Annotated in this window: 15 protein-coding genes; 6 read left to right on the top strand and 9 right to left on the bottom strand. The window is 71.9% G+C overall.

Features of this window, described 5'->3' with window-relative positions; translation table 11 throughout:
* Positions 1–108: 108 nt before the first annotated feature.
* The 3 genes from LCD33_RS14205 to LCD33_RS14215 form a co-directional block, all read right to left on the bottom strand.
* Complete coding sequence (locus tag LCD33_RS14205) at positions 109–1245, bottom strand: cystathionine gamma-synthase (protein ID WP_224966192.1); 1137 nt, start codon at positions 1243–1245, stop codon at positions 109–111.
* Between the two features lie 124 nt (positions 1246–1369).
* Positions 1370–2656 (bottom strand): hypothetical protein, encoded by a 1287-nt coding sequence (locus LCD33_RS14210; protein ID WP_224966193.1) that lies wholly within the window; start codon positions 2654–2656, stop codon positions 1370–1372.
* A gap of 106 nt (positions 2657–2762) precedes the next feature.
* Positions 2763–4133: a cystathionine beta-synthase gene (locus LCD33_RS14215; RefSeq protein WP_224958940.1), complete on the bottom strand. Its 1371-nt coding sequence runs from the start codon at positions 4131–4133 to the stop codon at positions 2763–2765.
* A 204-nt stretch (positions 4134–4337) separates the two neighbouring features.
* On the opposite strand from LCD33_RS14215, the gene LCD33_RS14220 reads away from it, so the two are divergent.
* On the top strand, positions 4338–5258 hold the full coding sequence (locus LCD33_RS14220) for an SGNH/GDSL hydrolase family protein (RefSeq protein WP_224958939.1): 921 nt from the start codon (positions 4338–4340) through the stop codon (positions 5256–5258).
* A 141-nt stretch (positions 5259–5399) separates the two neighbouring features.
* A complete protein-coding gene (locus LCD33_RS14225; RefSeq protein ID WP_224958938.1) occupies positions 5400–6620 on the top strand; it encodes an acetyl-CoA C-acetyltransferase in 1221 nt (406 codons plus the stop codon).
* Between the two features lie 163 nt (positions 6621–6783).
* Here the strand turns inward: LCD33_RS14225 and LCD33_RS14230 are convergent, their stop codons facing one another.
* The gene (locus LCD33_RS14230) at positions 6784–7584 is read right to left on the bottom strand and encodes a Bax inhibitor-1/YccA family protein (RefSeq protein WP_224958937.1); all 801 of its coding nucleotides are present in this window, start codon (positions 7582–7584) and stop codon (positions 6784–6786) included.
* Positions 7585–8048: 464 nt separating this feature from the next.
* On the opposite strand from LCD33_RS14230, the gene LCD33_RS14235 reads away from it, so the two are divergent.
* Positions 8049–9491, top strand: coding sequence for a hypothetical protein (locus LCD33_RS14235; protein WP_224958936.1), 1443 nt, complete (start codon positions 8049–8051; stop codon positions 9489–9491).
* A complete protein-coding gene (locus LCD33_RS14240) occupies positions 9488–10126 on the top strand; it encodes a class F sortase (RefSeq protein WP_224958935.1) in 639 nt (212 codons plus the stop codon). The genes LCD33_RS14235 and LCD33_RS14240 overlap by 4 nt, the downstream gene beginning before the upstream one ends.
* Before the next feature lie 76 nt (positions 10127–10202).
* Here the strand turns inward: LCD33_RS14240 and yidC are convergent, their stop codons facing one another.
* From yidC to LCD33_RS14260, 4 genes are all read right to left on the bottom strand, one after another.
* Positions 10203–11219, bottom strand: a complete 1017-nt coding sequence (gene yidC / locus LCD33_RS14245; RefSeq protein WP_373689984.1) for a membrane protein insertase YidC — start codon at positions 11217–11219, stop codon at positions 10203–10205.
* Positions 11220–11545: 326 nt separating this feature from the next.
* Entirely contained in the window at positions 11546–13396 is a 1851-nt protein-coding gene (gene recQ, locus LCD33_RS14250; protein ID WP_224966194.1) for a DNA helicase RecQ, read from the bottom strand.
* A 105-nt stretch (positions 13397–13501) separates the two neighbouring features.
* Positions 13502–14650 (bottom strand): glycosyltransferase, encoded by a 1149-nt coding sequence (locus LCD33_RS14255; protein ID WP_224977935.1) that lies wholly within the window; start codon positions 14648–14650, stop codon positions 13502–13504.
* 184 nt (positions 14651–14834) lie between these two features.
* Positions 14835–15356, bottom strand: a complete 522-nt coding sequence (locus tag LCD33_RS14260) for a DUF2165 domain-containing protein (protein WP_224958928.1) — start codon at positions 15354–15356, stop codon at positions 14835–14837.
* Between the two features lie 105 nt (positions 15357–15461).
* On the opposite strand from LCD33_RS14260, the gene LCD33_RS14265 reads away from it, so the two are divergent.
* Both LCD33_RS14265 and LCD33_RS14270 read left to right on the top strand, forming a co-directional pair.
* Complete coding sequence (locus LCD33_RS14265) at positions 15462–16562, top strand: glycosyltransferase (protein WP_224977936.1); 1101 nt, start codon at positions 15462–15464, stop codon at positions 16560–16562.
* A gap of 32 nt (positions 16563–16594) precedes the next feature.
* A complete protein-coding gene (locus LCD33_RS14270; RefSeq protein ID WP_224977937.1) occupies positions 16595–17389 on the top strand; it encodes a polysaccharide pyruvyl transferase family protein in 795 nt (264 codons plus the stop codon).
* Positions 17390–17411: 22 nt separating this feature from the next.
* Here LCD33_RS14270 and LCD33_RS14275 read toward each other — a convergent pair whose 3' ends face one another.
* Positions 17412–21536 (bottom strand): AAA family ATPase, encoded by a 4125-nt coding sequence (locus tag LCD33_RS14275; RefSeq protein WP_224966197.1) that lies wholly within the window; start codon positions 21534–21536, stop codon positions 17412–17414.
* Positions 21537–21826: the final 290 nt, after the last annotated feature.

A 21826-nucleotide genomic window follows, 5' to 3' on the forward strand; every position in this document is an offset into this window, starting at 1 on the left:
CTTTTTCGCATGTGGCGGAGCCACCTGCGAAAAAGATCCCGCAGCGAGAAGGCCGCTGAGGTTCCGCCACCCCACCCCCGCGCAACAGGGGAACGGGCAATTACCCGCTCAGAGGGCGGACAGGAGGTCTTCCACCAGGTCGTCGGGGTCCTCGATGCCGACGGACAACCGGACCAGCTCCGCGGGCACCTGCAGCACCGAACCGGCGGTGCTCGCGTGCGTCATCTTGCCGGGGTGCTCGATCAGCGACTCGACGCCGCCGAGCGACTCGGCGAGGGTGAACAACCGGGTCTTCGCGCATACCTCCAGCGCGGCCTGCTCGCCGTCCACGTGGGTGAACGAGATCATGCCGCCGAAGCCGTGCATCTGCTTGGCCGCGACCTCGTGGCCCAGGTGCTCGGGCAGGCCCGGGTAGTAGACCTTCGAGACCTTCGGGTGCTCGCGCAGCGCGGCGGCGATGCGCCCGGCGTTCGCGCTGTGCCGGTCCATCCGGGCCGCGAGCGTCTTCACCCCGCGCAGCGTCAGCCACGCGTCGAACGGACCCGGCACCGCACCGGCGGTGTTCTGCAGGAACGCCACCGAGCTCGCCAGCTCGTCGTCGGAGGTGAGCACCGCGCCTCCGACCACGTCGGAGTGGCCGCCGAGGTACTTGGTGGTGGAGTGCACCACCACGTCCGCGCCCAGCTCCAGCGGGCGCTGCAGGTACGGCGAGGCGAAGGTGTTGTCCACCACGAGCTTCACCCCGGCGTCCCGCGCGACCTGGGCCAACGCGGCGATGTCGGCGATGGTCAGCAGCGGGTTCGTGGGCGTCTCGACCCACAGCACCTTCGTCTCGGGCCGGACCGCCGCGCGCACCGCGTCCACGTCGGACACCGGCACCGGCGTGTACTGCACGCCCCACTCGGTGAGGACCTTGTCGATCAGCCGGAACGTGCCGCCGTAGGCGTCGTCCGGGATGATCACGTGGTCGCCGGGGCGCAGCGCGCCGCGCAGCACCGCGTCCGTGGCCGCCATCCCCGAGGAGAACGCCCTGCCGTGCTTGGCGCCCTCCAGCTCCGCGAGGCACTGCTCCAGCGCGGTGCGGGTGGGGTTGCCGGTGCGCGAGTACTCGTACCCGGCGCGCATCCCGCCCACGCCGTCCTGGGCGTAGGTCGAGGTCGCGTGGATGGGCACGATCACCGAACCGGTCGTCGGATCGGGTTGCTGTCCCGCGTGAATCGCGCGGGTGGCGAAGCCATCACTCATGCACCGCAGCGTACGGACCACACGGGCATCCGCCGTTCGGCAGGTGGCCGTCCCACTGGTGCCCGCGCACGACGACGGGCCACGACCGGGGGTGGTCGTGGCCCCCCGCGGCTGGATCAGCGGATCACCACTGCGGGGGCTGCTGCCCCGGCTGCTGCGGGTACCCACCGGGCTGCTGCCCGTACTGCGGGAGCTGGCCGTACGGGGGCTGTCCGGGCTGCGGCTGGCCGTAGGGCTGGCCGTACTGCGGCGGCTGGCCGTACGGCTGCTGGCCCGGCTGCGGCTGGCCGTACTGGGGCTGGCCGTACTGCGGCGGCTGGCCGTACGGCTGGCCCGGCTGCGGCTGCCCCGGCTGGCCGTACGGGTTCGGCTGCCCGAACTGCTGGCCGGGCTGGCCGTAGGGGTTCGGCTGGCCGTACGGGGGCTGGCCCGGCTGCGGCTGCCCGGGCTGGCCGAACTGCGGCTGGGCCGCGTACGGCTGTCCGGCGAAACCGGGCTGCGGGCCGCCCTCGGCGGCGGGCGCGGCGGCGATCCACTCGCGGGTGGCGGGCAGCACCGCCAGCACAGCAATGGCGATCGGGATGATCGCGCCGAAGATGTAGCCGATGAGCAGTGGCACGGTCGTGGCGAAAGCGATCGCGGTGATCAACGAGATCAACGCGGTGAGACCCGCTCCACCTGCGGTCAAGTACGGCCCGAGCTGCTGGCGCAGGATCAGGAACACACCGCCGACCGTCATCACGATCACGCCGAGGAGGCTCAGCAGCGCCAATCCGCCCGGGAACCCGATCCCTGGGATGAACATCCCGATGAGGGAGAAGAGCACGTTGAGCCCACCGAGGACGGCGGCCACCCAGCCGGTGACCTTGGCGAGCATGCCGTTCCCCGCCCCCGGCTGCCCGTAGCCACCCGGCCCGGCCTGCGGCGGCGGTGCGCCGAAGCCGGCCTGCGGCGCCGGGAACCCGCCACCGGGAGTACCGGCCTGCGGGGGCTGCTGCGGGAAGCCACCGGGCTGGCTCTGCGTGCCCGGCTGGCTGTACATCGGCTGCGGGGGCTGAGCCGACGGCGGCACCATCTGGGTAGCGGCCTCGCCGCCCTGCCCGGCGAGTCCCGGCTGCTCGTACATCGGCTGCGCGGGCTGCATCGACGGTGGCACGACCTGGGTGGAGTCCCCACCGGTCTGCTGCGGGCGCACCACCTGCGTGGCGTGCGCGGACGGCTGGTCCGCGGCCTGCTCCGTCTGCGCGGGGCGGACGACCTGAGTGGCGTCCGCGCCGGAGGACTGGTCGGTGGCCGGGGTCTGCGGGTCCAGCTGGGAACCGATCTTCGACTCGGCGGCCTGGGCCTCCGAGTCCGGTCCCTGCGGTTGCTGTCCCTGCTGACCGCCGTCCGGCGGCTGCGGAGAGCTCATCGGGTTTCCTGACCCCCTTGGGCGTGGAACGTGGATCTGCGGAGCGTGTTGATCGTGCACACGCTATCCGATGTGTCGCAGCGTAGCGGCCGTTCGTGACCAGAAGTCAACGTCCGGCGATGAAGGCGAGGACGTCCTGGCGCGTGACGACACCGGCCGGTTTGCCGCCGATGAGCACCATCGCCCCGTCCGCGTCGGTCAGCGCCGCCATCGCAGCGCTGACCTCCTCGCCTGCGCCGATGGTGGGCAGCGGCGGGGACATGTGCTGTTCGATGCGGTCGGCGAGCTGCGCGCGGCCGGCGAACAGCGCGTCCAGCAGGTCCCGTTCGTTCACCGCTCCGGCGATCTCGGCGACCATGACCGGCGGTTCCGCGTTGACGACCGGCATCTGGGACACGCCGAACTCGCGCAGGATCGCCACCGCCTCGGCGACGGTCTCGTTCGGGTGAACGTGGACGAGTTCGGGGAGGGTGCCGTCCTTGCGCAGCAGCACGTCCTTGATGGCGCCGCCCGCGTGGTCCGGGGACAGGAAACCGTACTTCGCCATCCACGAGTCGTTGAAGACCTTGCCCAGGTAGCCGCGGCCGCCGTCGGGCAGCAGCACCACGACCACGTCGTCCGGCCCGGTGCTCTCGGCGACGCGCAGCGCGGCGGCCGCCGCCATCCCGCAGGAACCGCCGACCAGCAGCGCCTCCTCCCGGGCGAGGGCGCGGGTCATGGTGAACGAGTCGGCGTCCGAGACGGGCACGATCTCGTCGCAGATGTTCCGGTCGTAGGTCGTCGGCCAGAAGTCCTCGCCGACGCCTTCCACGAGGTACGGCCGCCCGCCGCCTCCGGAGTACACGGAACCCTCCGGGTCCGCCCCGATGATCTTGACCTTGCCGCCGGAGACCTCCTTGAGGTACCGACCGATGCCGGAGATGGTGCCGCCGGTGCCGATGCCCGCCACGAAGTGCGTGATCCGGCCCTCGGTCTGCCGCCAGATCTCCGGGCCGGTGCTCGCGTAGTGCGACTCCGGGTTCGCGGGGTTGGCGTACTGGTTCGGCTTCCACGCGCCGTCGATCTCGGTGACCAGCCGGTCCGAGACGCTGTAGTACGACTCGGCGTGCTCCGGCGGCACCGCGGTCGGGCACACCACGACCTCGGCGCCGTAGGCCTCCAGCACGGCCCGCTTGTCCTCGCTGACCTTGTCCGGGCAGACGAACACGCAGCGGTAGCCCTTGCGCTGGGCCACCATCGCCAAGCCCACGCCGGTGTTGCCGGAGGTCGGCTCGACGATGGTGCCGCCCGGCTTCAGCTCGCCGGACTCCTCCGCCGCCTCCACCATGCGCAGCGCGATGCGGTCCTTGACGCTGCCGCCGGGGTTCAGGTATTCGACCTTCGCCAGCACCGGCGTCGAAGCCGATCCCGCCAGCGAGTTCAACCGCACCAGCGGGGTGTTGCCGACGAGGTCGATCACGTGCTCGACGTAGTCCACAGCGAGTCCCTTTCGCTCTCCGCGACGTTGTGCGGCTGAGCCTAAGCGGCGGTTTCCCGGCTCGTGGCGCACGGGTGGTCCCTGGGCGCGCCGCCCGGATCGCCCGAAGCGGCGGCCCGGTGGGAACGTTTTCCCGGCTGAGGGCGTATTCATGTACAGGACGAGAATTCGCGGAGCGTCGGTGTGGCGCGAGGAGGAGCGGGCATGGTCGGAACGCGGATGCTGCGGCTGGCACTGGTGGCGGCGGGAGCCGTCGGCGGGGTGTCCGGCGCCGCGTACGGCCTGCTCAACGGGCAGTCCTGGTACGCGCGCCGCGCGATCGGCGAGCCGACCGGGGTGCCGTTTCGCGCCGACGGGGTGCACCTGCCGGACGGCACCGGCCCTGTCGCCGCCTCCCCCACCGGTGAGTCCCCGCTCCTGTTCGCGGTGCTCGGGGACTCCTCGGCCGCCGGGCTCGGCGTGGACGCCCCCGACGAGCTGCCCGGGGTGCGCATCGCCCGCGGCGTCGCCGCCGAACTGGAGAACCCCGTCGAGCTGACCACCTACGCCATCGTGGGCTCCACCTCGCGGGACCTGGCCGCGCAGGTCGAGGCATCGCTCGTGGTGCCACCGCGGCTCGCCCTGATCATCATCGGCGCGAACGACGTGACCGCCCGGCAATCCGTGGCCGAATGCGCCGCGCTGCTCGGCGACGCGGTCGCCCGGCTGCGCGAAGCGGGTGTCGGCGTGGTCGTCGGCACCTGCCCCGACCTGGGGGCGATCCGGCCCATCCCGCAGCCGCTGCGGTCGGTGGCCTCCTCGTGGAGCCTCGCGCTGGGCCGCGCGCAACGGCACGCCGTGGAAGAAGCGGGCGGGTTCGCGGTGCCGCTGGCCGACCTGCTCTCCCCCGAATTCCTCACCCGCCCGCAGGAGCTGTTCAGCCCCGACCGGTTCCACCCGTCGGCCGCCGGGTACGAGGCCGCCGCCGGACTGCTGCTGCCCGCGCTGTGCTCGGCGATCGGCGAATGGCACGGGCCGCCGGTGCCGCAGCCACCGGTCCGCTCCTCCGCCGCCGAGGCCAGGCGCCCCACCAGCCGCGTCGTCGCCCGGCTGAACCAGCGCTTCGGCAGGCACCCCGGCAGCTGACCGGCCTGCCGACGGCGCTCCCACCGAGGTGCTGGTGACGGTCGTCTCAGCACGTCCCGGCCGGTGGCGGTCTTACAGTGGCGCGAGAAGTCGACCTCGCGGTCGGCGCCGCGACCCGTAGGCGAACGAAGGAGTTCCCGCATGCCCGAAGCAGTGATCGTGTCCGCCACGCGCTCGCCCATCGGCCGCGCAGGCAAGGGTTCCCTGGTCGATGTGCGCCCCGACGACCTCGCCGCGCAGATGGTGCGCGCCGCCCTGGACAAGGTGCCGGAACTGGACCCGGCGGAGATCGACGACCTGATGCTCGGCTGCGGTCTCCCCGGCGGCGAGCAGGGCTTCAACATGGGCCGCGTCGTCTCCGTCCTGCTCGGCTACGACCACCTGCCCGGCACCACCATCACCCGGTACTGCTCGTCGAGCCTGCAGACGACGCGGATGGCGCTGCACGCCATCAAGGCCGGTGAAGGCGACGTGTTCATCAGCGCCGGGGTGGAAGCCGTGTCCCGGTTCGCGAAGGGCAACTCGGACTCGCTCGACGACACGCAGAACCCCGTGTTCGCCGACGCCGAAGCCCGCACCAAGGCCACCGCCGAGCAGGGCGCCGACGAGTGGGTCGACCCGCGCGAGTTCGGCGAGGTGCCCGACGTCTACATCCCGATGGGCCAGACCGCGGAGAACCTGGCGCGCGCCAAGGGCATCGGCCGCGACGAGATGGACGAGTTCGGGGTGCGCTCGCAGAACCTCGCGGAGAAGGCCATCGCCGACGGCTTCTGGGCCCGCGAGATCACCCCCGTCACCACGCCGTCCGGCACCATCGTCGACACCGACGACGGGCCGCGCGCCGGGGTCACCAAGGAAGCAGTGTCCGGTCTCAAGCCGGTGTTCCGCCCCGACGGCCGGATCACCGCGGGCAACTGCTGCTCGCTCAACGACGGCGCCGCCGCGCTCGTCGTCATGAGCGATGTGAAGGCCAAGCAGCTCGGCCTCACCCCGCTCGCCCGCGTCGTCTCCACCGGCGTGTCCGGGCTGTCCCCCGAGATCATGGGCCTCGGGCCGGTGGAGGCGTCCCAGCAGGCGCTGCGGCGGGCCGGGCTCGGCATCGGGGACATCGACCTGGTGGAGATCAACGAGGCGTTCGCCGCGCAGGTCATCCCGTCCTACCAGGACCTGGGCATCCCGCTGGAGAAGCTGAACGTCAACGGCGGCGCCATCGCGGTGGGCCACCCGTTCGGCATGACCGGTGCGCGCATCACCACCACGCTGATCAACTCGCTGCAGTGGCACGACAAGCAGTTCGGCCTGGAGACGATGTGCGTGGGTGGGGGACAAGGCATGGCCATGGTCCTCGAGCGGCTGAGCTGAGACTGTTGTCTCGCTCGTTCTGCTGAGCGGGGTGGGTGGCGGAACCTCAGCGGTCGGGCCGGTTGCTCAGGTGGTCGTTGTTCAGCGGCTTCGCCGCTGACGGGATGAAGGCATGGGAAAGGGCCTCTCTCCTTGTGGAGGGAGGCCCTTTCTCGTCCTGGTGCTAGTCGTTCTGGAAGTACGACAGCAGTCGCAGGATCTCCAGGTACAGCCAGACCAGGGTGGTCATCAGGCCGAAGGCCACGTACCAGGCGAACTTGGCGTCCACCCCGCTCTTGATGGCCTTGTCGGCGGCGTCGAAGTCCAGCAGGAAGCTGAACGCGGCGATGCCGATGCACACCAGGCTGAACACGATGGCGAGCGGCCCGCCGTCGCGCAGCCCCAGCCCGCCGGCGGTGAAGAAGCCGGCGACCAGGTTCAGCAGCATCAGGATCGCCACACCGGCCGCCGCGCCGATGATCCACTTGGTCAGCTTCGGCGTGACTCGGATGGCGCCGGTCTTGTAGACCACGAGCATGGCCGCGAACACGCCCATGGTGCCCGCGATGGCCTGCATGATGATCCCGGAGCCACCGCCGCCGGTGAAGTTGTCGACCGCACCGCCGATGACGTAGCTGATGCCACCGAGGAACACGCCCTCGACCGCCGCGTAGGCGATCACGAGGGCGGGGCTGACCTTCTTCTTGAAGATGATGACCAGCGACAGCACCAGACCGATGATCGCCGCGGGCAGCGCGAGCGCGTACAGGCCGGAGACGTAGGTCGCCGCACCGGTCGCGATGGTCAGCGCGAGCGTGATCGCCGTCTTGGTGACCACGTCGTCGATGGTCATCGGACGCGTCGCCTGCGGCGGCGCGGCCGGTGCCTGGCCGGGCGCGCCGAAGCCGCCTTGGCCGTGGTTGAAGTTCGCGTACCCGCCGTTGCTCGGCAGGTTCTTGAACGCTGGGTTGCTCGTAGTGCGCAACTCGTCCTCCTGGGCGTGCTTTGCGCCGTCTCCGGTACAACGACCGAAGCTGCCGGTCGGTTCCCTGCGGGTAAAGCAGACTTTACCCCCGCCGCGACGGGCGGCTCCGCCCCCGGTTTCCGCGCCCGCCCGCGCGCGGCCAACTGGCGAAAACCCGGTCACGGAACGTCGCAACCTTTCACAGGTGTCGCCGCGCGTGCCTGGTCGGCTCGTGAACGGGTGTTGCGCTGCGACCGAACGAGTGAGGACCGGCGGAATCCGGCTGGGAAAAACGCGGCGCGTCATGGCCGCGAATAGATCGGTTGGCCCCTTGTGGCCACCCTGCGTGATCGGAAGGATGCGGCTCGGGTGTCCGTGTGCCGTGTCGGGGGCTTTCGCACCCGGTCCGCACCACATCGCGGTGGTGCGCGCCGGAGAGCAAGCACGCCGACGCCCTGATCTCCCAGACCGAGACTGGAGCATGCATGCGCACGTTCAGGAAGTTGATCACAGCGGCGGTGGGTTCCGCTGTGCTCGCCGGCAGCGGACTGCTGGCGACCACGGGAACGGCCATCGCCGCGCCGGAGGAAGGGATAGGCCACGAGACGACACCGGGACAGCCCTACGCGGGCATCGAGCGCGACCGGGACTGGCTCGGCTCCTACATCGTCGGCGACAAGCAGGTGTGGTGCGTCCGGTTCGCGCTGAAGGCGCCGGACACCGGCGAGCAGTACGAGCCGGGCGACGAACTGCTCACCAAGTGGGGTGACCCGCTACCGGACGACGTGGCGGCGAACATCTCCTACCTGCTGCTGCGCTACGGCAACACGCAGGACGCGGACGAGGCGGCGGCGCTCGCGCACCTGCTGCACTCGTGGACCTCCGCGCCCCGCGACCCCAGCGACCTCGACCCGGGCAAGCCGTTCCAGGAGATCGGCTACGACATCGACTTCCAGCTCGGCAAGCTGCCGCAGGGGGCCAAGGACGCCGTGGAGCAGCTGCGCGGGGACGCGGAGAAGAACCGCGGACCGTGGGAGGCCTCGCTGACCGCTCCCGAGCAGGAGCAGGTCATCGGTGAGGCCGCCGACTGGACCGTCACCGTCGAGCACCCGGACGGCACCGGCGTCACCGGCGTCCCGGTGAAGATCACCGCCACCGACGCCGAGGTCGAAGGCCTCGACGAGGACGGCACGATCACCACGCCGGACAGCGGCGACCCGCTCACCCTGAAGGTGACGCCCACCGGGCCGAATCCGAAGGTCGAAGGGGAGCTGTCCACCCCCGCCGAACGCCCCTACGTGCAGCAGGCCGTCGAGAACCCGGACGGTGTGCAGCGCGTGGTGTCCACCGGCGGGGAGGACCAGGTCAAGGTCGAGGACGTCACCACCGCGGTCACCGCGCCCGGCAAGGTCGCCGTCGGCAAGATCGACGAGGAGAGCGGCGCGGGCATCGCCGGTGTCGCGCTGCGGGTCAGCCTGCCCGACGGCAAGCCGGCGCTGAAGCAGGACGGCACCGAGCTCACCGGTCCCGACGGGCAGCCCGCCGTGGTCACCACCGGCGACCAGGGCACGGTCGAGATCGCGGACCTGCGCACCCCGCAAGAGATCATGATCACCGAGGTGGCGCCCGCGAAGGGCTACGAGGAGGCCTTCGACGCGGCGAACCCGCCGTCGGTCGCGGGCACCGTCGAACCCGGCGGCACGCTGGCGCTCACCGTGACGAACAAGGCCAACACCCCCACCGTGCCGATCTTCATCCCGGCCGGTGACCCGGGCACCAGCGGTGGCGTGGTGGAGCTGAGCGCCGTCGGTGGCGACGGTGCCGTCTCCCCCGGCCTGCTGGGTCTGGGTGCGCTGGCGCTCACCGGGACCGCGGTCGCCGGTGGCGTGGCGTGGCGCAAGCGGCTCGCGACGGCGGGTGAGCGTTGACCGCGCCGAAGCGGCGCCTGATCACGCTGGCCCTGGCCGGCGTGGTCGCGCTCGTCGCGGTGGTGGCCGTCGTGACGGGCATGGTGCTGCGCACCGAGGAACCGGCCGCGGCGCCCCGGGCGGCCGCGGTCGAGCCGGCACCCGCGCCCGTGCAGGCCGCGGACCTGCCGCCGCAACCGGTGCACGTCCCGGCGGGGCAACCACCGGGAACCGTCCGGCTACCGCAGGGCGGCCAGGCGGAGCTGGTGCGCAAGGAGCTCGACCGCAGCGGCACCCTCCCGGTGCCGGACGGCGTCGACGAAGCCACGTGGTGGGGTGCCGGGCTGGACTCCCCGAAGGGCGCGACGGTGCTGGCCGGGCACGTGAACTGGAAGGGAGCGGTCGGCCCGTTCGAAGAGCTGTGGGACTCCGCCCCCGACCAGCTGGTGACCGTCGTCGACGACGACGGGGCGGAGCACCGCTACCAGGTCTCCGAGATCGTCACGCTGTCCAAGGAGGAACTGCCCGCCCGCGCCGCCGAGCTGTTCGGCCAGGGCGGCGAACACCGGCTCGTGCTGGTCACCTGCGGTGGCCGGTACGTGGGCGGTGACCTCGGCTACGACGAGAACCGGATCGTGGTGGCCACCCCGGCCTGATCGAGGCCGGTGCTACGACGAGAGCGGGGTTCCCACTTCGGGAACCCCGCTCTTCGTTCGTCCAGGACCGGCCCGGCTAGCGCCGCTTCTTCTGGCCCTTCTTCGCCGAAGCCGCCTGCTTGCCCGGTCGCTTCTTCTGCTGCGGGCGCCGGTTGCCACCGCCCCCGCCGGAGTTCGCGGTGGCCTTGGCGCCGTTCACGGCGGTGGCCGAGGCGGCCGAGTCCTCGCCGCCGGACTCGCTGTCGGCGGTCTCCTCCGCCTTCTTCACCTGGCCGGGCTTCTGCCCCGGCTTCGGCCGCGGCGCGTCCTTCTTCGCCGCCAGCTCCTTCTGCTTCTCCCGCTCCTGCTCGCGGTCGATCTTGTTGCTCAGGAAGTGCTGCTGGCCCAGCGTCCAGATGTTGTTCGCCATGAAGTACAGGACGATCGCGATCGGCAGCACCCAGCCGGAGAACAACGTGCCGACCGGCGCGACGTACATCATGAACTTGCCCATCATGGCCGTCTGCGGGTTGGCCATCGAGGCGTCTGTCTGGCGCTTCATCGACATGCGCATCGTGGTGAACGTCGCGATGGACGCGATCACCATCAGCGGCAGGCCGACCGCGATCATGTTCAGCCGCGTGGTGCCGAAGGCTTCGAGGACCGCGGCGGGCTGGCTCAGCCAGTTGCCGAGCTTCGCGCCGAAGATGTCGGCGTTGATGAACGACTCGACCCCGGCGCGGTCGAAGATGTAGTTGCTCTGCGCCTGCGGCGTGAACCCGCGCAGCACGTGGAACAGGCTCAGGAACACCGGGATCTGCAGCAGAGCAGGAAGGCAGCCGCCGATCGGGTTCACCCCGTGCTCGGACTGCAGCTTCTGCATCTCCTGCGCCATGCGCTGCTTGTCGTTCTTGTACTTCTCCCGCAGCTTCTGGATCTGCGGGGAGAACTTCGCCATCTTCCGGCCGGCGCGCATCTGGCTGATCGCCGGCTTGAGCAGCACCACGCGCAGCGTGAACACCAGGAAGAACACCGACAAGGCCCAGGCGAACCCGTTGTCCGGCCCCAGCACGGTGCCGAAAACCCTGTGCCAGAACCACAAGATGGCCGACACGGGATAGAGGATAAAGTCGAACACTCAACCACTCCTGGTCATCGCCCGGCGATCGTCCCGGGCCCGCTCGCACGGCCGCGCCCGCCCTGTGCGCACCGGCCTCAGCCCTACCAGGGTGCCATGCCCGACGACCCGGTCGAGGCGGGGCGGGGTATTACCACGGAGGGTGATGGCGCGGTCGCGGAACGTCCGGCGCGAGCCGCGTGCGACCGATCTCGTCGCGCGAACCTCGGCACCACGCCGGGATGGCGCCGGATCGAGCGGCAGCGCCGCACGCAGGGCGAGGTCCGCGGGCGGCCCCGGAAGCTGATCCGGGACCGCCCCGCTCACTCCTCTTCCAGCACGTCCAGGAGTGACCGGCCGTACTTGGCCAGCTTGTTCTGGCCCACGCCGCTGATCGCACCCAGCTCGTCGAGCGTGGCCGGGCGCTGGGCCGCGACCTGGCGCAGCACCGCGTCGTGGAAGATCACGTAGGCGGGCACGCCCTGCTCCTTCGCGGTGGCCGCGCGCCAGGCGCGGAGGCGCTCGAAGAGCGGGGCCGCCTCGGCGGGCAGCTCGACCTGCTCGGACTTGCGGGCCTTGGCCTGCTTCGGCTCCTTCGCGGCCTTCTCCGGCTCGCGCCGCAACCGCACCTCGCGCTCCCGGGACAGCACCGCGCCGCTCGCCTCGGTGAGCACCAGCGTGCCGTAGTCGCCCTCCACCGCCAGCAGGCCCTGGGCCAGCAGCTGGCGCACCACGCCCCGCCACTCCGCTTCCTTCAGATCCGCGCCGACGCCGAACACGGTGAGCTCGTCGTGCCGGAACTGCTGGACCTTGTCGTTGCGCTTGCCGAGCAGGATGTCCACGACGTGCCCCGCGCCGAACTTCTGCCGACGCTCGTGCAGCAGCCGGTACACCGTGGAGAGCAGCTTCTGCGCGGCGATCGTGCCGTCCCAGGACTCCGGCGGGTTCAGGCAGGTGTCGCAGTTGCCGCAGGGCTCCCCGTCCTGGCCGAAGTAGGCCAGCAGCTGCACCCGGCGGCACTCCACCGTCTCGCACAGCGCGAGCATCGAATCCAGGTGCGCGCCCAGCCGCCTGCGGTGCGCGTCGTCGCCCTCGGAGTTGTTGATCATCTTGCGCTGCTGGACGACGTCCTGCAGCCCGTAGGCCAGCCACGCGGTGGACGGCAGCCCGTCACGGCCCGCACGGCCCGTCTCCTGGTAGTAGCCCTCCACCGACTTGGGCAGGTCCAGGTGCGCCACGAACCGCACGTCCGGCTTGTCGATGCCCATCCCGAACGCGATGGTCGCCACCACCACCAGCCCGTCCTCGCGCAGGAACCTCGACTGGTGCGCCGCGCGCGTCTCCGCGTCCAGGCCCGCGTGGTACGGCACCGCCGGGATGCCGTTCTGGCTGAGGAAGTCGGCGGTCTTCTCCACCGACGACCGGGACAGGCAGTAGACGATGCCCGCGTCCCCGGGGTGCTCGGTGCGCAGCAGGTTCAGCAGCTGCCGCTTCGGATCGCTCTTGCCGACGATGCGGTACTGGATGTTCGGGCGGTCGAAGCTCGCCACGAAGTGCCGCGCCCGCGTCAGGTCCAGCCGGGTCGCGATCTCCCCGCGGGTGGCCTCGGTGGCGGTCGCGGTCAGCGCGATCCGCGGCACGTCCGGCCAGCGCTCGTGCAGCATCGACAGCGCCAGGTAGTCCGGCCGGAAGTCGTGGCCCCACTGCGCCACGCAGTGCGCCTCGTCGATCGCGAACAGCGAGATGTCGCCCTCGTCCAGCAAGGACAACGTGGATTCGACGCGCAGCCGCTCCGGCGCCAGGTACAGCAGGTCCAGTTCGCCGTTCAGGAACGCGGCCTCCACGGCGCGGCGCTGCCCGGCGTCCTGCGTCGAGTTGAGGAACCCGGCGCGCACCCCGAGCTCGGTCAGCGCGTCCACCTGGTCCTGCATCAGCGCGATCAGCGGCGAGACGACGATGCCCACGCCGTCGCGGACCAGCGACGGAACCTGGTAGCACAACGACTTCCCGCCACCGGTCGGCATCAGCACCAACGCGTCACCGCCGCCGACGACGTGCTCGACGATGTCCTGCTGCGGGCCCCGGAACGAGTCGTAGCCGAAGACGCGGTGCAGCACCTCCAGCGCGTCGGGCGCGGCAGGTTCGGCGACGGGACTGCTCTGCGCGGAAGTCACCGGGCGATTCTACGGAGCCGCCACGACACCGGTCCGGCCCATCGCGCCTCGGTGTGTCGGCCCGGGCCGCGCCTCGCGCACCGCGGACCGGGCCACCGAAGTCGATCAGCGGGCGAAGTCGGGAAGCCGCTCCGCCACCCGCTCCGGGCTCGGCATCTCGGCGATCTCCGCGGCCACCCGGCGAGCGACGCGGCGGTGCGGCGAATCGCCCAGCAGCGCCGCGGCCGCGGTCCGCACCGACTCGGCGGTGACCTCCGCGCCGAGCAGCTGCTCACCACCACCCGCGGTGGTGATCGTCTCGGCGTTGCCGAACTGGTCGGCGCCCTGCGGCAGAAACAGCTGCGGCAACCCGGCCCCGAGCGCGGCCAGCGTCGTTCCGCTGCCGCCGTGGTGCACCACCAGGTCCACGTGCTCCAGCAGCTCCGCCTGCGGCACCCACTCGTGCACCGAGACGTTCGGCGGGAGCTCGCCCAACGCCCCCGCCTGCACGCTCGGCCCCGCCGCGACCAGCACGTCCACCTCCAGCGCGGCCAGCCCGTCGACCGCGGACCGCAGCACCGCCGCGTCACCGAAACCGGTGCCCAGGGTCAGGTACACCAGCGGCCGCGACCGCTCCGCCACCGCCTCCGGCGGCAGTGCGCCGGACGGCGCGAACGGGACGGGACGCAGCGGGAAGCGCGCCACCGATTCGAGGAATTCCGCCGGTTGCAGCGAAGCCGGGAAGATGTCCAGGAACGGATTTCCCAAGGTGCGCAGGTCGCCCTCCGGAAGTTCGATACCGGCGTCCGCCGCCACCGAGCGCAGCGCAGGGTCGAAACCCGCGTAGTTCGCCGGGGACTGGCGTCCGAAACCGTGGCACACGCCGGGAATTCCCGCTTCCCGCGCGGCCAGCCCTGCACCGTGGTTGCCCGCTTCGTGCACCACCAGGTCGGGCTTGAACTCGGTAAGCACCGGACGCAGGTCGGCCAGGTAGCGGCGCGGCAGCTCGGCGCCGAACACGCGAGAGACCAGCCGCGACCATTCCTCGGAACCCGGCTGCGGACGGTTCGACGGCTCGACCCCGGCCGCGGCGAAACCGGCTCCGATCGGCACGCCCACCGCGGCGAAGCGCAGTCCGAGCTCCTCGATCGTGCCGCGGAACGGGTCGCCGGTGGCGAACAGGACGTCGTGGCCGTGCGCACGCGCGGCCCGCGCCAGCGGGATCAGCGGATACAGGTGGCCGTGGCCGGAAAGGCTGGAGAAGACGATTCGCACGTGCTCGACGGTAATCGTCGGACACCGGTTCTCGCCGGTGGATTTCTACCGCGCACGCCGCGATATGGGCGATTTCCCCCGAAAACGACCGATCGGCTCGATTCGAGCCGGGGTGACCGCAGCCCTCCTGCCGCGATCACCCGGCCCCCAGTTGATGTTCTTCAGCGCGGGACCGCCCGCGCGCTCAGGTCGCGGTTCCGGATTCCCGCGACGGGAGGTGCACCAGGATCAGGCCGATCGCGGCGATGATCAAGTTCTGCAGCGCGGCCTGCAACCCGTTCCACTTCTCGGACTGCCACATCATGAACCACTCACCACCGATCACGATGAAACCGCCGCCGAACAGCAGCACCTCCAGCAGCCAGCCCGCCGACGCCAGCCGGCGCGCGAGCTCCGCGCGCCGCGCATCCGCGTGCGACCGGAGCCACATGACGAGTGCGGCGACGAGCACCACCGTGATCAGCACTTCCCAGCCGATGACCACGAGGTACGCGGTCGTCGACAAACCGGGATGCGTGATCGACCGCCACATCGTGTCCGGTGAATTGAACGTCGTGTCCATTGCGAACACGTGCTGCACGAACGCCGCGTTCGTCCCGAAATCCGTGATGTTCCCGAAGGCGACCAGCCCCATCTGCGCAGCGGTGATGGCGACCAACACCGTGATCACCGCGCGCAGACTCCCCAACGTTGCCAGAAGACGCATGCGGCGGACTGTACGCAAGCGGCGGTGTCGAGACCGCTTGCGTGCCGCATTCGCAATAATCCGGATCAGAGCACGACACCACGACGGCACCAGGGAAGGAGTCCCATGCGGGTGTGCCTCGTCTCGCACCGCCTGGGCGGATTCGACGGCGTGAGCATCGAGGCCGCCAAGTGGGCGGCCGGGTTCCGCGCGCTCGGCCACCAGGTCACCCGGGCCGCCGGCCACTTCGTCGACCGGGAACCCGGCGACGTCGAGGTGACCGGCATGTGGGCGGACCGCCCCGGTGGTGATCCACCGCCGGTGGACCACGCGACGATCCGACGCCTCTGCGCCGAGCACGACCTGCTGGTGCTGGACAACGCCGGATCGCTGTGGAGCGCCCCGGACGCCTCCACCGCATGGGAGCGGCACGCGCTGGACACCGGGACACCGGTGCTGCTGCGCCACCACGACCCCGCCTGGCAGGGCACCCCGCTGCGCGTCGTGCACGGAGACGCGGTGCCGCTGCACCACCCCGCGCACCTGCACGTGCTGATCAACGAGCGCACCGCGGGCGAGTTCGCCGCCCGCTGGCCCGAACTGCGGCGGACGGGCGCGCTGCGCGTCGTGCACAACCGGGTGCACGTCGACCGGCTCACCGGCGGCGACCGCGACCGCACCCGAACCCGGCTCGGCGTGGCACCGGACGAGGTGCTCATGCTGCACCCGGCGCGGGCCGAAGGCGCGAACAAGAACATCCCCGGCGCGGTCCGGATCGCCGCCGAGCTGCGGGAACGGCTCGGCCGGCCGGTGCGCTACTGGCTCACCGACGACGCGCCCGCGCCCGCCGGACCGGTGGCGGAGGCGCTGGCCACCGCGCCCGCACCGCTGCGCGGGCACGTCGCCGAGCAGGCCGACATGTACGCCGCCGCCGACCTGGTGCTGCTGCCCTCCACCTGGGAGGGCTGGGGACTGCCGGTCGCCGAGGCCGCCGCCGCCCGACGGCTCGTCGTGGCCGGTCCCTACCCGGTGCTCGACGAGCTCCGCGCCCTCGGCCTGCACGTCCCCGGGCCGGACGCGGTGGGCGAGGTCGCGGCGCTGCTGCGCGACCCCGACTCGGCCGCCGAGCTGCTCACCGCGAACCACCGCGCCGTGCGCGAGCACCTCGACGCGGCGGTACTGCCCGCGGTGCTGGCCGAACTCGCCGACCTCGCCCGGCACCGCTGATCGACGGCCGCAGCCGAGGAGCCCCGCCGCACATGCCCGAGATCTTCGTCGTGCACCGCCGCGACCCGCACAACATCGGCGACATGGCCTGTCCGCCGTCCGACCACGTCGAGCACTTCCCGTGGCTGGCGGACGCCACCACCATCGACATCGAGCACGACGTCCCGCGCTACGCGGACCGCTTGCGCCACGCCCACGTCATCTACGGCGGTGGCGGGCTCCTCGGCACCGGGTTCTTCGACCGGCAGCTCGACCACCTGCTGTCGCTGCGCCCGCCGAAGCTCGTCGTCTGGGGAGCCGGGCACAACAACAACGAGCGGCACTCGATCGAGGAGCTCCAGGTCCTGGACCGGTTCGACCTGGTCGGGCTGCGCGACCGCCCGGACCCCGGGGGCCGCGAGTGGGTGCCGTGCACGAGCGCCTTGCTGCCGGAACTCGACGATCCGGGCGAACCTCGCCACGAGGTCGTCGCCTACCGGCACCGCGACCGGAAGCTGCCGTTCCCCGCCGACCTCGCCGAGTTCCCGATGCTCACCAACGGGCACCACGACCTCGGCGAGACGCTGGACTTCCTCGCGTCCGGCGAGGTGGTGGTGACGAACTCGTACCACGGCGCCTACTGGGCGACCTTGCTGGGACGGCGCGTCGTGGTCGTCGACCCGTTCGCGTCGAAGTTCCACGGGTTCCGCCACCGCGTGCCCGTGGTCGACGGCCGCGACTGGCGCACCGCGCTCGCCGACACCCGCACCTACCCGGACGCGCTACGGGAGTGCCGGGCGGCGGTGCTCGGCTTCGGCGACCGGGTGCGGGAGCTGTTCGGCCGCTGATCGCCGCGCCGCGGCCCCGCGGTCAGGGGCAGGGCGGCGAGTACGGGGTCTGCGGAATGGTCTGCTCCCACTGCGCGCGCGGCAGCACCCCGCGGGTGGTGGCGCAGATCCGGTCGATCGCGTACTGCTCGTCCAAGTCCCACAGCTGCGCGGTGTTGTCGCCGCTGGACGTGGCGAAGGTGCGGCCGTCCGGGCTGAACGACACCGTGTTCACCGCGGCCTGGTGCTCGGCGACGCTGTTGCCGATCGGCGACGGCCGCTGCGGGTCCGACACGTCCCACAACCGGACGGTGCGGTCTTCGCCCGCGGTGGCCAGCGTCTCGCCGTCCGGGCTGAACACCGCGGTCTTGACGATCTGGGTGTGCCCGATCAGCGGGTTCGCCCGCAGCCGGGGCGCGGCCGGGTCCGAGACGTCCCACAGCCGGACCGCCTTGTCCTGGCCCGCGGTGGCGATCGTGTTCCCGTCCGGGCTGAAGCTCGCCGTGTAGGTCTCCGTGTCGCCCGTGTCCAGCGGTTTCCCCACCAGCTTCGCGTGCGCGCGGTCGGAGACGTCCCACATCCGGACGGTGCCGTCGCTGCTCGCCGTCGCCAGCAGGCGGCCGTCCGGGCTGAAGTTCGCCTCGTTGATGTAGCCGCGGTGGCCGGTCAGCGGCCCGCCCACCCGCACCGGGTTCTCGGGATCGGCGACGTTCCACAACTGCACGCTGTGGTCGTCGTCGCAGGTCACCAACGTCCGCCCGTCCGGGCTGAACTCCACCTCGCCCGCGTAGCGGGTGTTGACCTTGAACGACCGCCCGAGCGGTTTCGGGGCCGACCGGTCCCGCATGTCCCACAACCGCACCGTGCCGGAGCCCCCGCCGGTGGCCAGGATGCGCCCGTCCGGTCTGAACGCCGCCGCGTACACCGACCCGACCGGGCCGTCGTAGACCTCCAGCGGACCGGCCACCTGGCGCGGCACCCGGGTGGAGACGTCCCACACCCGCATCGTGTGGTCGTCGCCCGCGGTGATCAACGTTCGCCCGTCCGGGCTGAACAGCGCGGTGTTCACGCGCGCGGTGTGCCCGGACAGGATCCGTTCCGGCAGCGACCACAGCCGCACCGTGCCGTCGTCCGCTCCGGTCGCCAGGGTGGCGCCGTCCGGGCTGAACCCGACCGCGAACACGGTGCTGCTGCCCGAGCTGAGGCTCTGCCCCAGCCGGGTCGCGTTCGCCGGGTCGGTCACGTTCCACAGCAGCGCCGAGCTGTCCGCGCTGCCCGAGGCCAGCGTGCGGCCATCGGGGCTGAACTTCACCGACCACACCGGGGCGTTGTGCCCGATGAGCGCGGGTCCGAGCTGCTCGGCGCGGGCCGGGTCGTGCACGTCCCACAGCCGGATCGTCTTGTCCGAGCTGCCGGAGGCGAGCGTCCGGCCGTCCGGGCTGAACGCCACCGTGTGCATGCCCCCGGTGTGCCCGGTCAGCGGCTGCCCCAGCGGCGTCGGGCGGGCCGGGTCCGCCACGTTCCACAGCCGGACGGTCCGGTCGTCACCGCTGGTCGCCAGCGTGCGGCCGTCCGGGGTGAACGCCAGGGTGCGGACCTGCGCGAAGTGCCCGGTCAGCGGATCGCCCCACGGCACCGGCCGGGCGGGGTCGGTCACGTTCCACAGCCGGGCGGTCCGGTCCTCGTTGGCGGTGGCCAGCGTGCGGCCGTCGGGGCTGAACGCGAGCAGGTAGATGGTGCCGTCGGTGCCGCCGATCGGCGGGCCCAGCGACTCCGGCCGAGCCGGGTCGGACACGTCGTAGAGCCGCACCAGGTGGTCGTCGCCCGCCGCCGCGAGGGTACGGCCGTCGGGGCTGAACACGGCCGAGGTGACCCAGCTGCCGAACCCGGTCAGCGGCTTGCCCAGCTGCTTCGGGTGCATCCGGTCGGAGACGTCCCACAGCCGCACGGTCTCGTCGTAGCTGGCGGTGGCGAGCGTGCGCCCGTCCGGGCTGAACGTGGTCAGGTACACCGGCCCTTCGTGCCCGCGCACCGGCATGCTCAACGGCGAGTTCTGGGTGGACAGCAGCCGCGTGTACACGCCCTCGTCGTCCGGCCGCAGCCGCTCGGCCACCAGGTTCAGCTTGGCCGCGGCGGAGGGGTCTCCGGCCTGCAGCCGGTCGGCCTGCGCCAGCACCTGTCGGAACTCGGCGTCGTCCCGTTCCCGCACGGCGAGCACGGCCGCCACGGCGGCGACCGCGGCGAACACGCACACCGCGGCCGCCGTGCCGCGCCGGAACCACCCGGCCCGGCGCCGGTGCCGCATCGACGCGTGGAGGAACTCGTGGCTGATCGGCGCCAGTTCCGCCGAACCGACCTGGTCAGCCCAGTGCTGGGCCGTTTCCAGCCGCGCCCCGCGGTACAGCAGCGAAGGGTCCCGGTCCTCCTGCCGCCACGACTCGGCGTCCCGTTCCAGCCGCTGCCGGGCGAGGTTGCCCGCCCGGTCCTGGTCGATCCAGCTGCGCAGCCGGGGCCACGCGTACAGCAGGGCTTCGTGGCTGATCTCGGCCGAGTCGGCGTCCAAGGTGACCAGCCGCGCCGTGGTGAGCACGTTCAGCGCCCGTGCCGCGGCGTCGCGGTGTTCGGCGTGCTCGACGATCTCGGTGTAGGTGGCGCGCCTGCGGGTGTCCTGGGTGTCCTCGCCGACGTGCACCAGCCGCAGCAGCACCTGCCGCGCCGCGGCCTGCCCGCCTTCGGCGAGTTCCGCCCACGCGCGTTCCGCGGTGGCCGCCACCGCGCCCTGGATGCCGCCTGCCGCGCGGTAACCGGCGATGGTGAGCTTCCCCGACTGCCTGCGCTGCCAGGTGACCATCAGCGCGTGCGAGAGCAGCGGCAGCGCACCGGCGTCGTAGGCCCGCTGGGACGGTTTGCCGTACGCGCGGCCGACGCTGACCCCGAGGTCGCGCAGCAGCACGTCCACCAGGCCCGGTTCGATCTGCAGCCCGGTCGCCTTCGCCGGCCCGGTGATGGCCTTCCGCAGCTCGGCGACGGTCATCGCGCCCAGGACCATCTGCCGGTGCTGGAGCGCTTCGGCGAGTTCCGGGAAGTCCAGGCAGCGGGCGTAGAAGTCGGCCCGCAAGCCCAGCACCACCAGCCCCGGCGGGGTGCCGCCCGCGAATCCCGTCGTGCAGCAGGCGTTGAGCACCTGGACGAACAGCGCTCGCGCGCGCTCGTCCCGGCACATCGTGAACGCCTCCTCGAACTGGTCCACCACCAGCACCAGCCGCGCTTCGTCGCCGGCGGCGCGGCGCACGTGCGCGGCGACGGCGTCCCGGACCGACTCGGCGAAGCGGAACTCCGCTTCGGCATCCCGGTCCTCCGAGCCCGGGTCCTCCACGTCCTCGGCGCACCGGTCCGCTGCGCCCGGTGCGGCACCTCGGCGGTCGGCGGTGGCGAGGACCTCGTTGAGCTCGGGGATCAGCTCGGTGAGCGCGCGGAGCGGGTCCTCCCCCGGGGTGGTGGTGCGGACCGGCCACGTCGAGGAGCCCTGCTCGGCCAACGCCCCTCCGGTGAGCGCGGGGAGCAGGCCGGCGCCCAGCAGCGAGGACTTCCCGGCACCGGAGGCACCGACCAGCATCGTGATGCCGCCTTCGTCGGCAGCGGCGGCGAGGCGTTCCACCAGCGTGGTCGTCGCGCGCTCCCGCCCGAAGAACCAACCGGACTCCTCCTGCCCGAACGCGGCCAGCCCGCGGTAGGGGCACAGCCCTCCGTCGACGGGAGGGGTCTCGGCGGCATCGCTCTCCTCCGCGGCGGGTGCCGGGTCGGGAGCGCTCAGCGGGCTGGTGAGCGCTTCTTCCCAACGGGCCCGCCAGGCCGACAGGTCGTACAGTCCTTCCACCGGAGGTTGCGGTTGGTGCTTGCGGGCCTCGCCGATGAGGATTTCGAGCACCACGGAGAGCGCGGCGAACCGGGCGGGCACGTTGCGCCCGCGCCGCCAGTCGCTGATCCGCTGAGCGGTGGACCGGATCGGCCTGCCGCGCTCGTCGAGCCGCCGGGCCCGCTCCACGGCGTCGGCCACCCGCTTCAGCGGAGGGTCGCCCGCGGTCACGTACAGCAGCGCGAACCGTTCCGCGAACAGCGCCCGCACGCCGGTGCCCGTCGCCGAAGCCCCCGCTTTCCGGTCCGTCATCCCCGTCCTCCTCCGGTCCGGATCCGGACCGGAAAATCCGGTACCCGCCGTTGAGCAGGTACTTCACCACGCTCCGGACGCGGGCCAGCACACATCCACGCCGTCGCCTGCCATGCTCTGACACGGGCTGCGCCGAACGGGCCACGGACGGTCGATGCGCGCGAACCGACCGAACGGTCCGGACAGCAGCCGAGTGGCGGTAGGTGTGCCGCTGAGGTGACTGGGGGTTTCGTCAGCGGCACACCGCACCACCTGGCTTCCGCCGGCAGCAAGCGGAATCCGGTCCGTCA

The sequence above is a fragment of the Saccharopolyspora sp. 7B genome, from assembly GCF_020177435.1.
GTDB lineage: Bacteria > Actinomycetota > Actinomycetes > Mycobacteriales > Pseudonocardiaceae > Saccharopolyspora_C > Saccharopolyspora_C gregorii.

What these genes read in the sequence shown, in the direction of transcription:
- LCD33_RS14205 (WP_224966192.1), bottom strand. Translation starts at nt 1,245, where the DNA reads ATGAGTGATGGCTTCGCCACCCGCGCGATTCACGCGGGACAGCAACCC.
- LCD33_RS14210 (WP_224966193.1), bottom strand. Translation starts at nt 2,656, where the DNA reads ATGAGCTCTCCGCAGCCGCCGGACGGCGGTCAGCAGGGACAGCAACCG.
- LCD33_RS14220 (WP_224958939.1), top strand. Translation starts at nt 4,338, where the DNA reads ATGGTCGGAACGCGGATGCTGCGGCTGGCACTGGTGGCGGCGGGAGCC.
- LCD33_RS14225 (WP_224958938.1), top strand. Translation starts at nt 5,400, where the DNA reads ATGCCCGAAGCAGTGATCGTGTCCGCCACGCGCTCGCCCATCGGCCGC.
- LCD33_RS14235 (WP_224958936.1), top strand. Translation starts at nt 8,049, where the DNA reads ATGCGCACGTTCAGGAAGTTGATCACAGCGGCGGTGGGTTCCGCTGTG.
- LCD33_RS14260 (WP_224958928.1), bottom strand. Translation starts at nt 15,356, where the DNA reads ATGCGTCTTCTGGCAACGTTGGGGAGTCTGCGCGCGGTGATCACGGTG.
- LCD33_RS14265 (WP_224977936.1), top strand. Translation starts at nt 15,462, where the DNA reads ATGCGGGTGTGCCTCGTCTCGCACCGCCTGGGCGGATTCGACGGCGTG.
- LCD33_RS14270 (WP_224977937.1), top strand. Translation starts at nt 16,595, where the DNA reads ATGCCCGAGATCTTCGTCGTGCACCGCCGCGACCCGCACAACATCGGC.
- LCD33_RS14275 (WP_224966197.1), bottom strand. Translation starts at nt 21,536, where the DNA reads ATGACGGACCGGAAAGCGGGGGCTTCGGCGACGGGCACCGGCGTGCGG.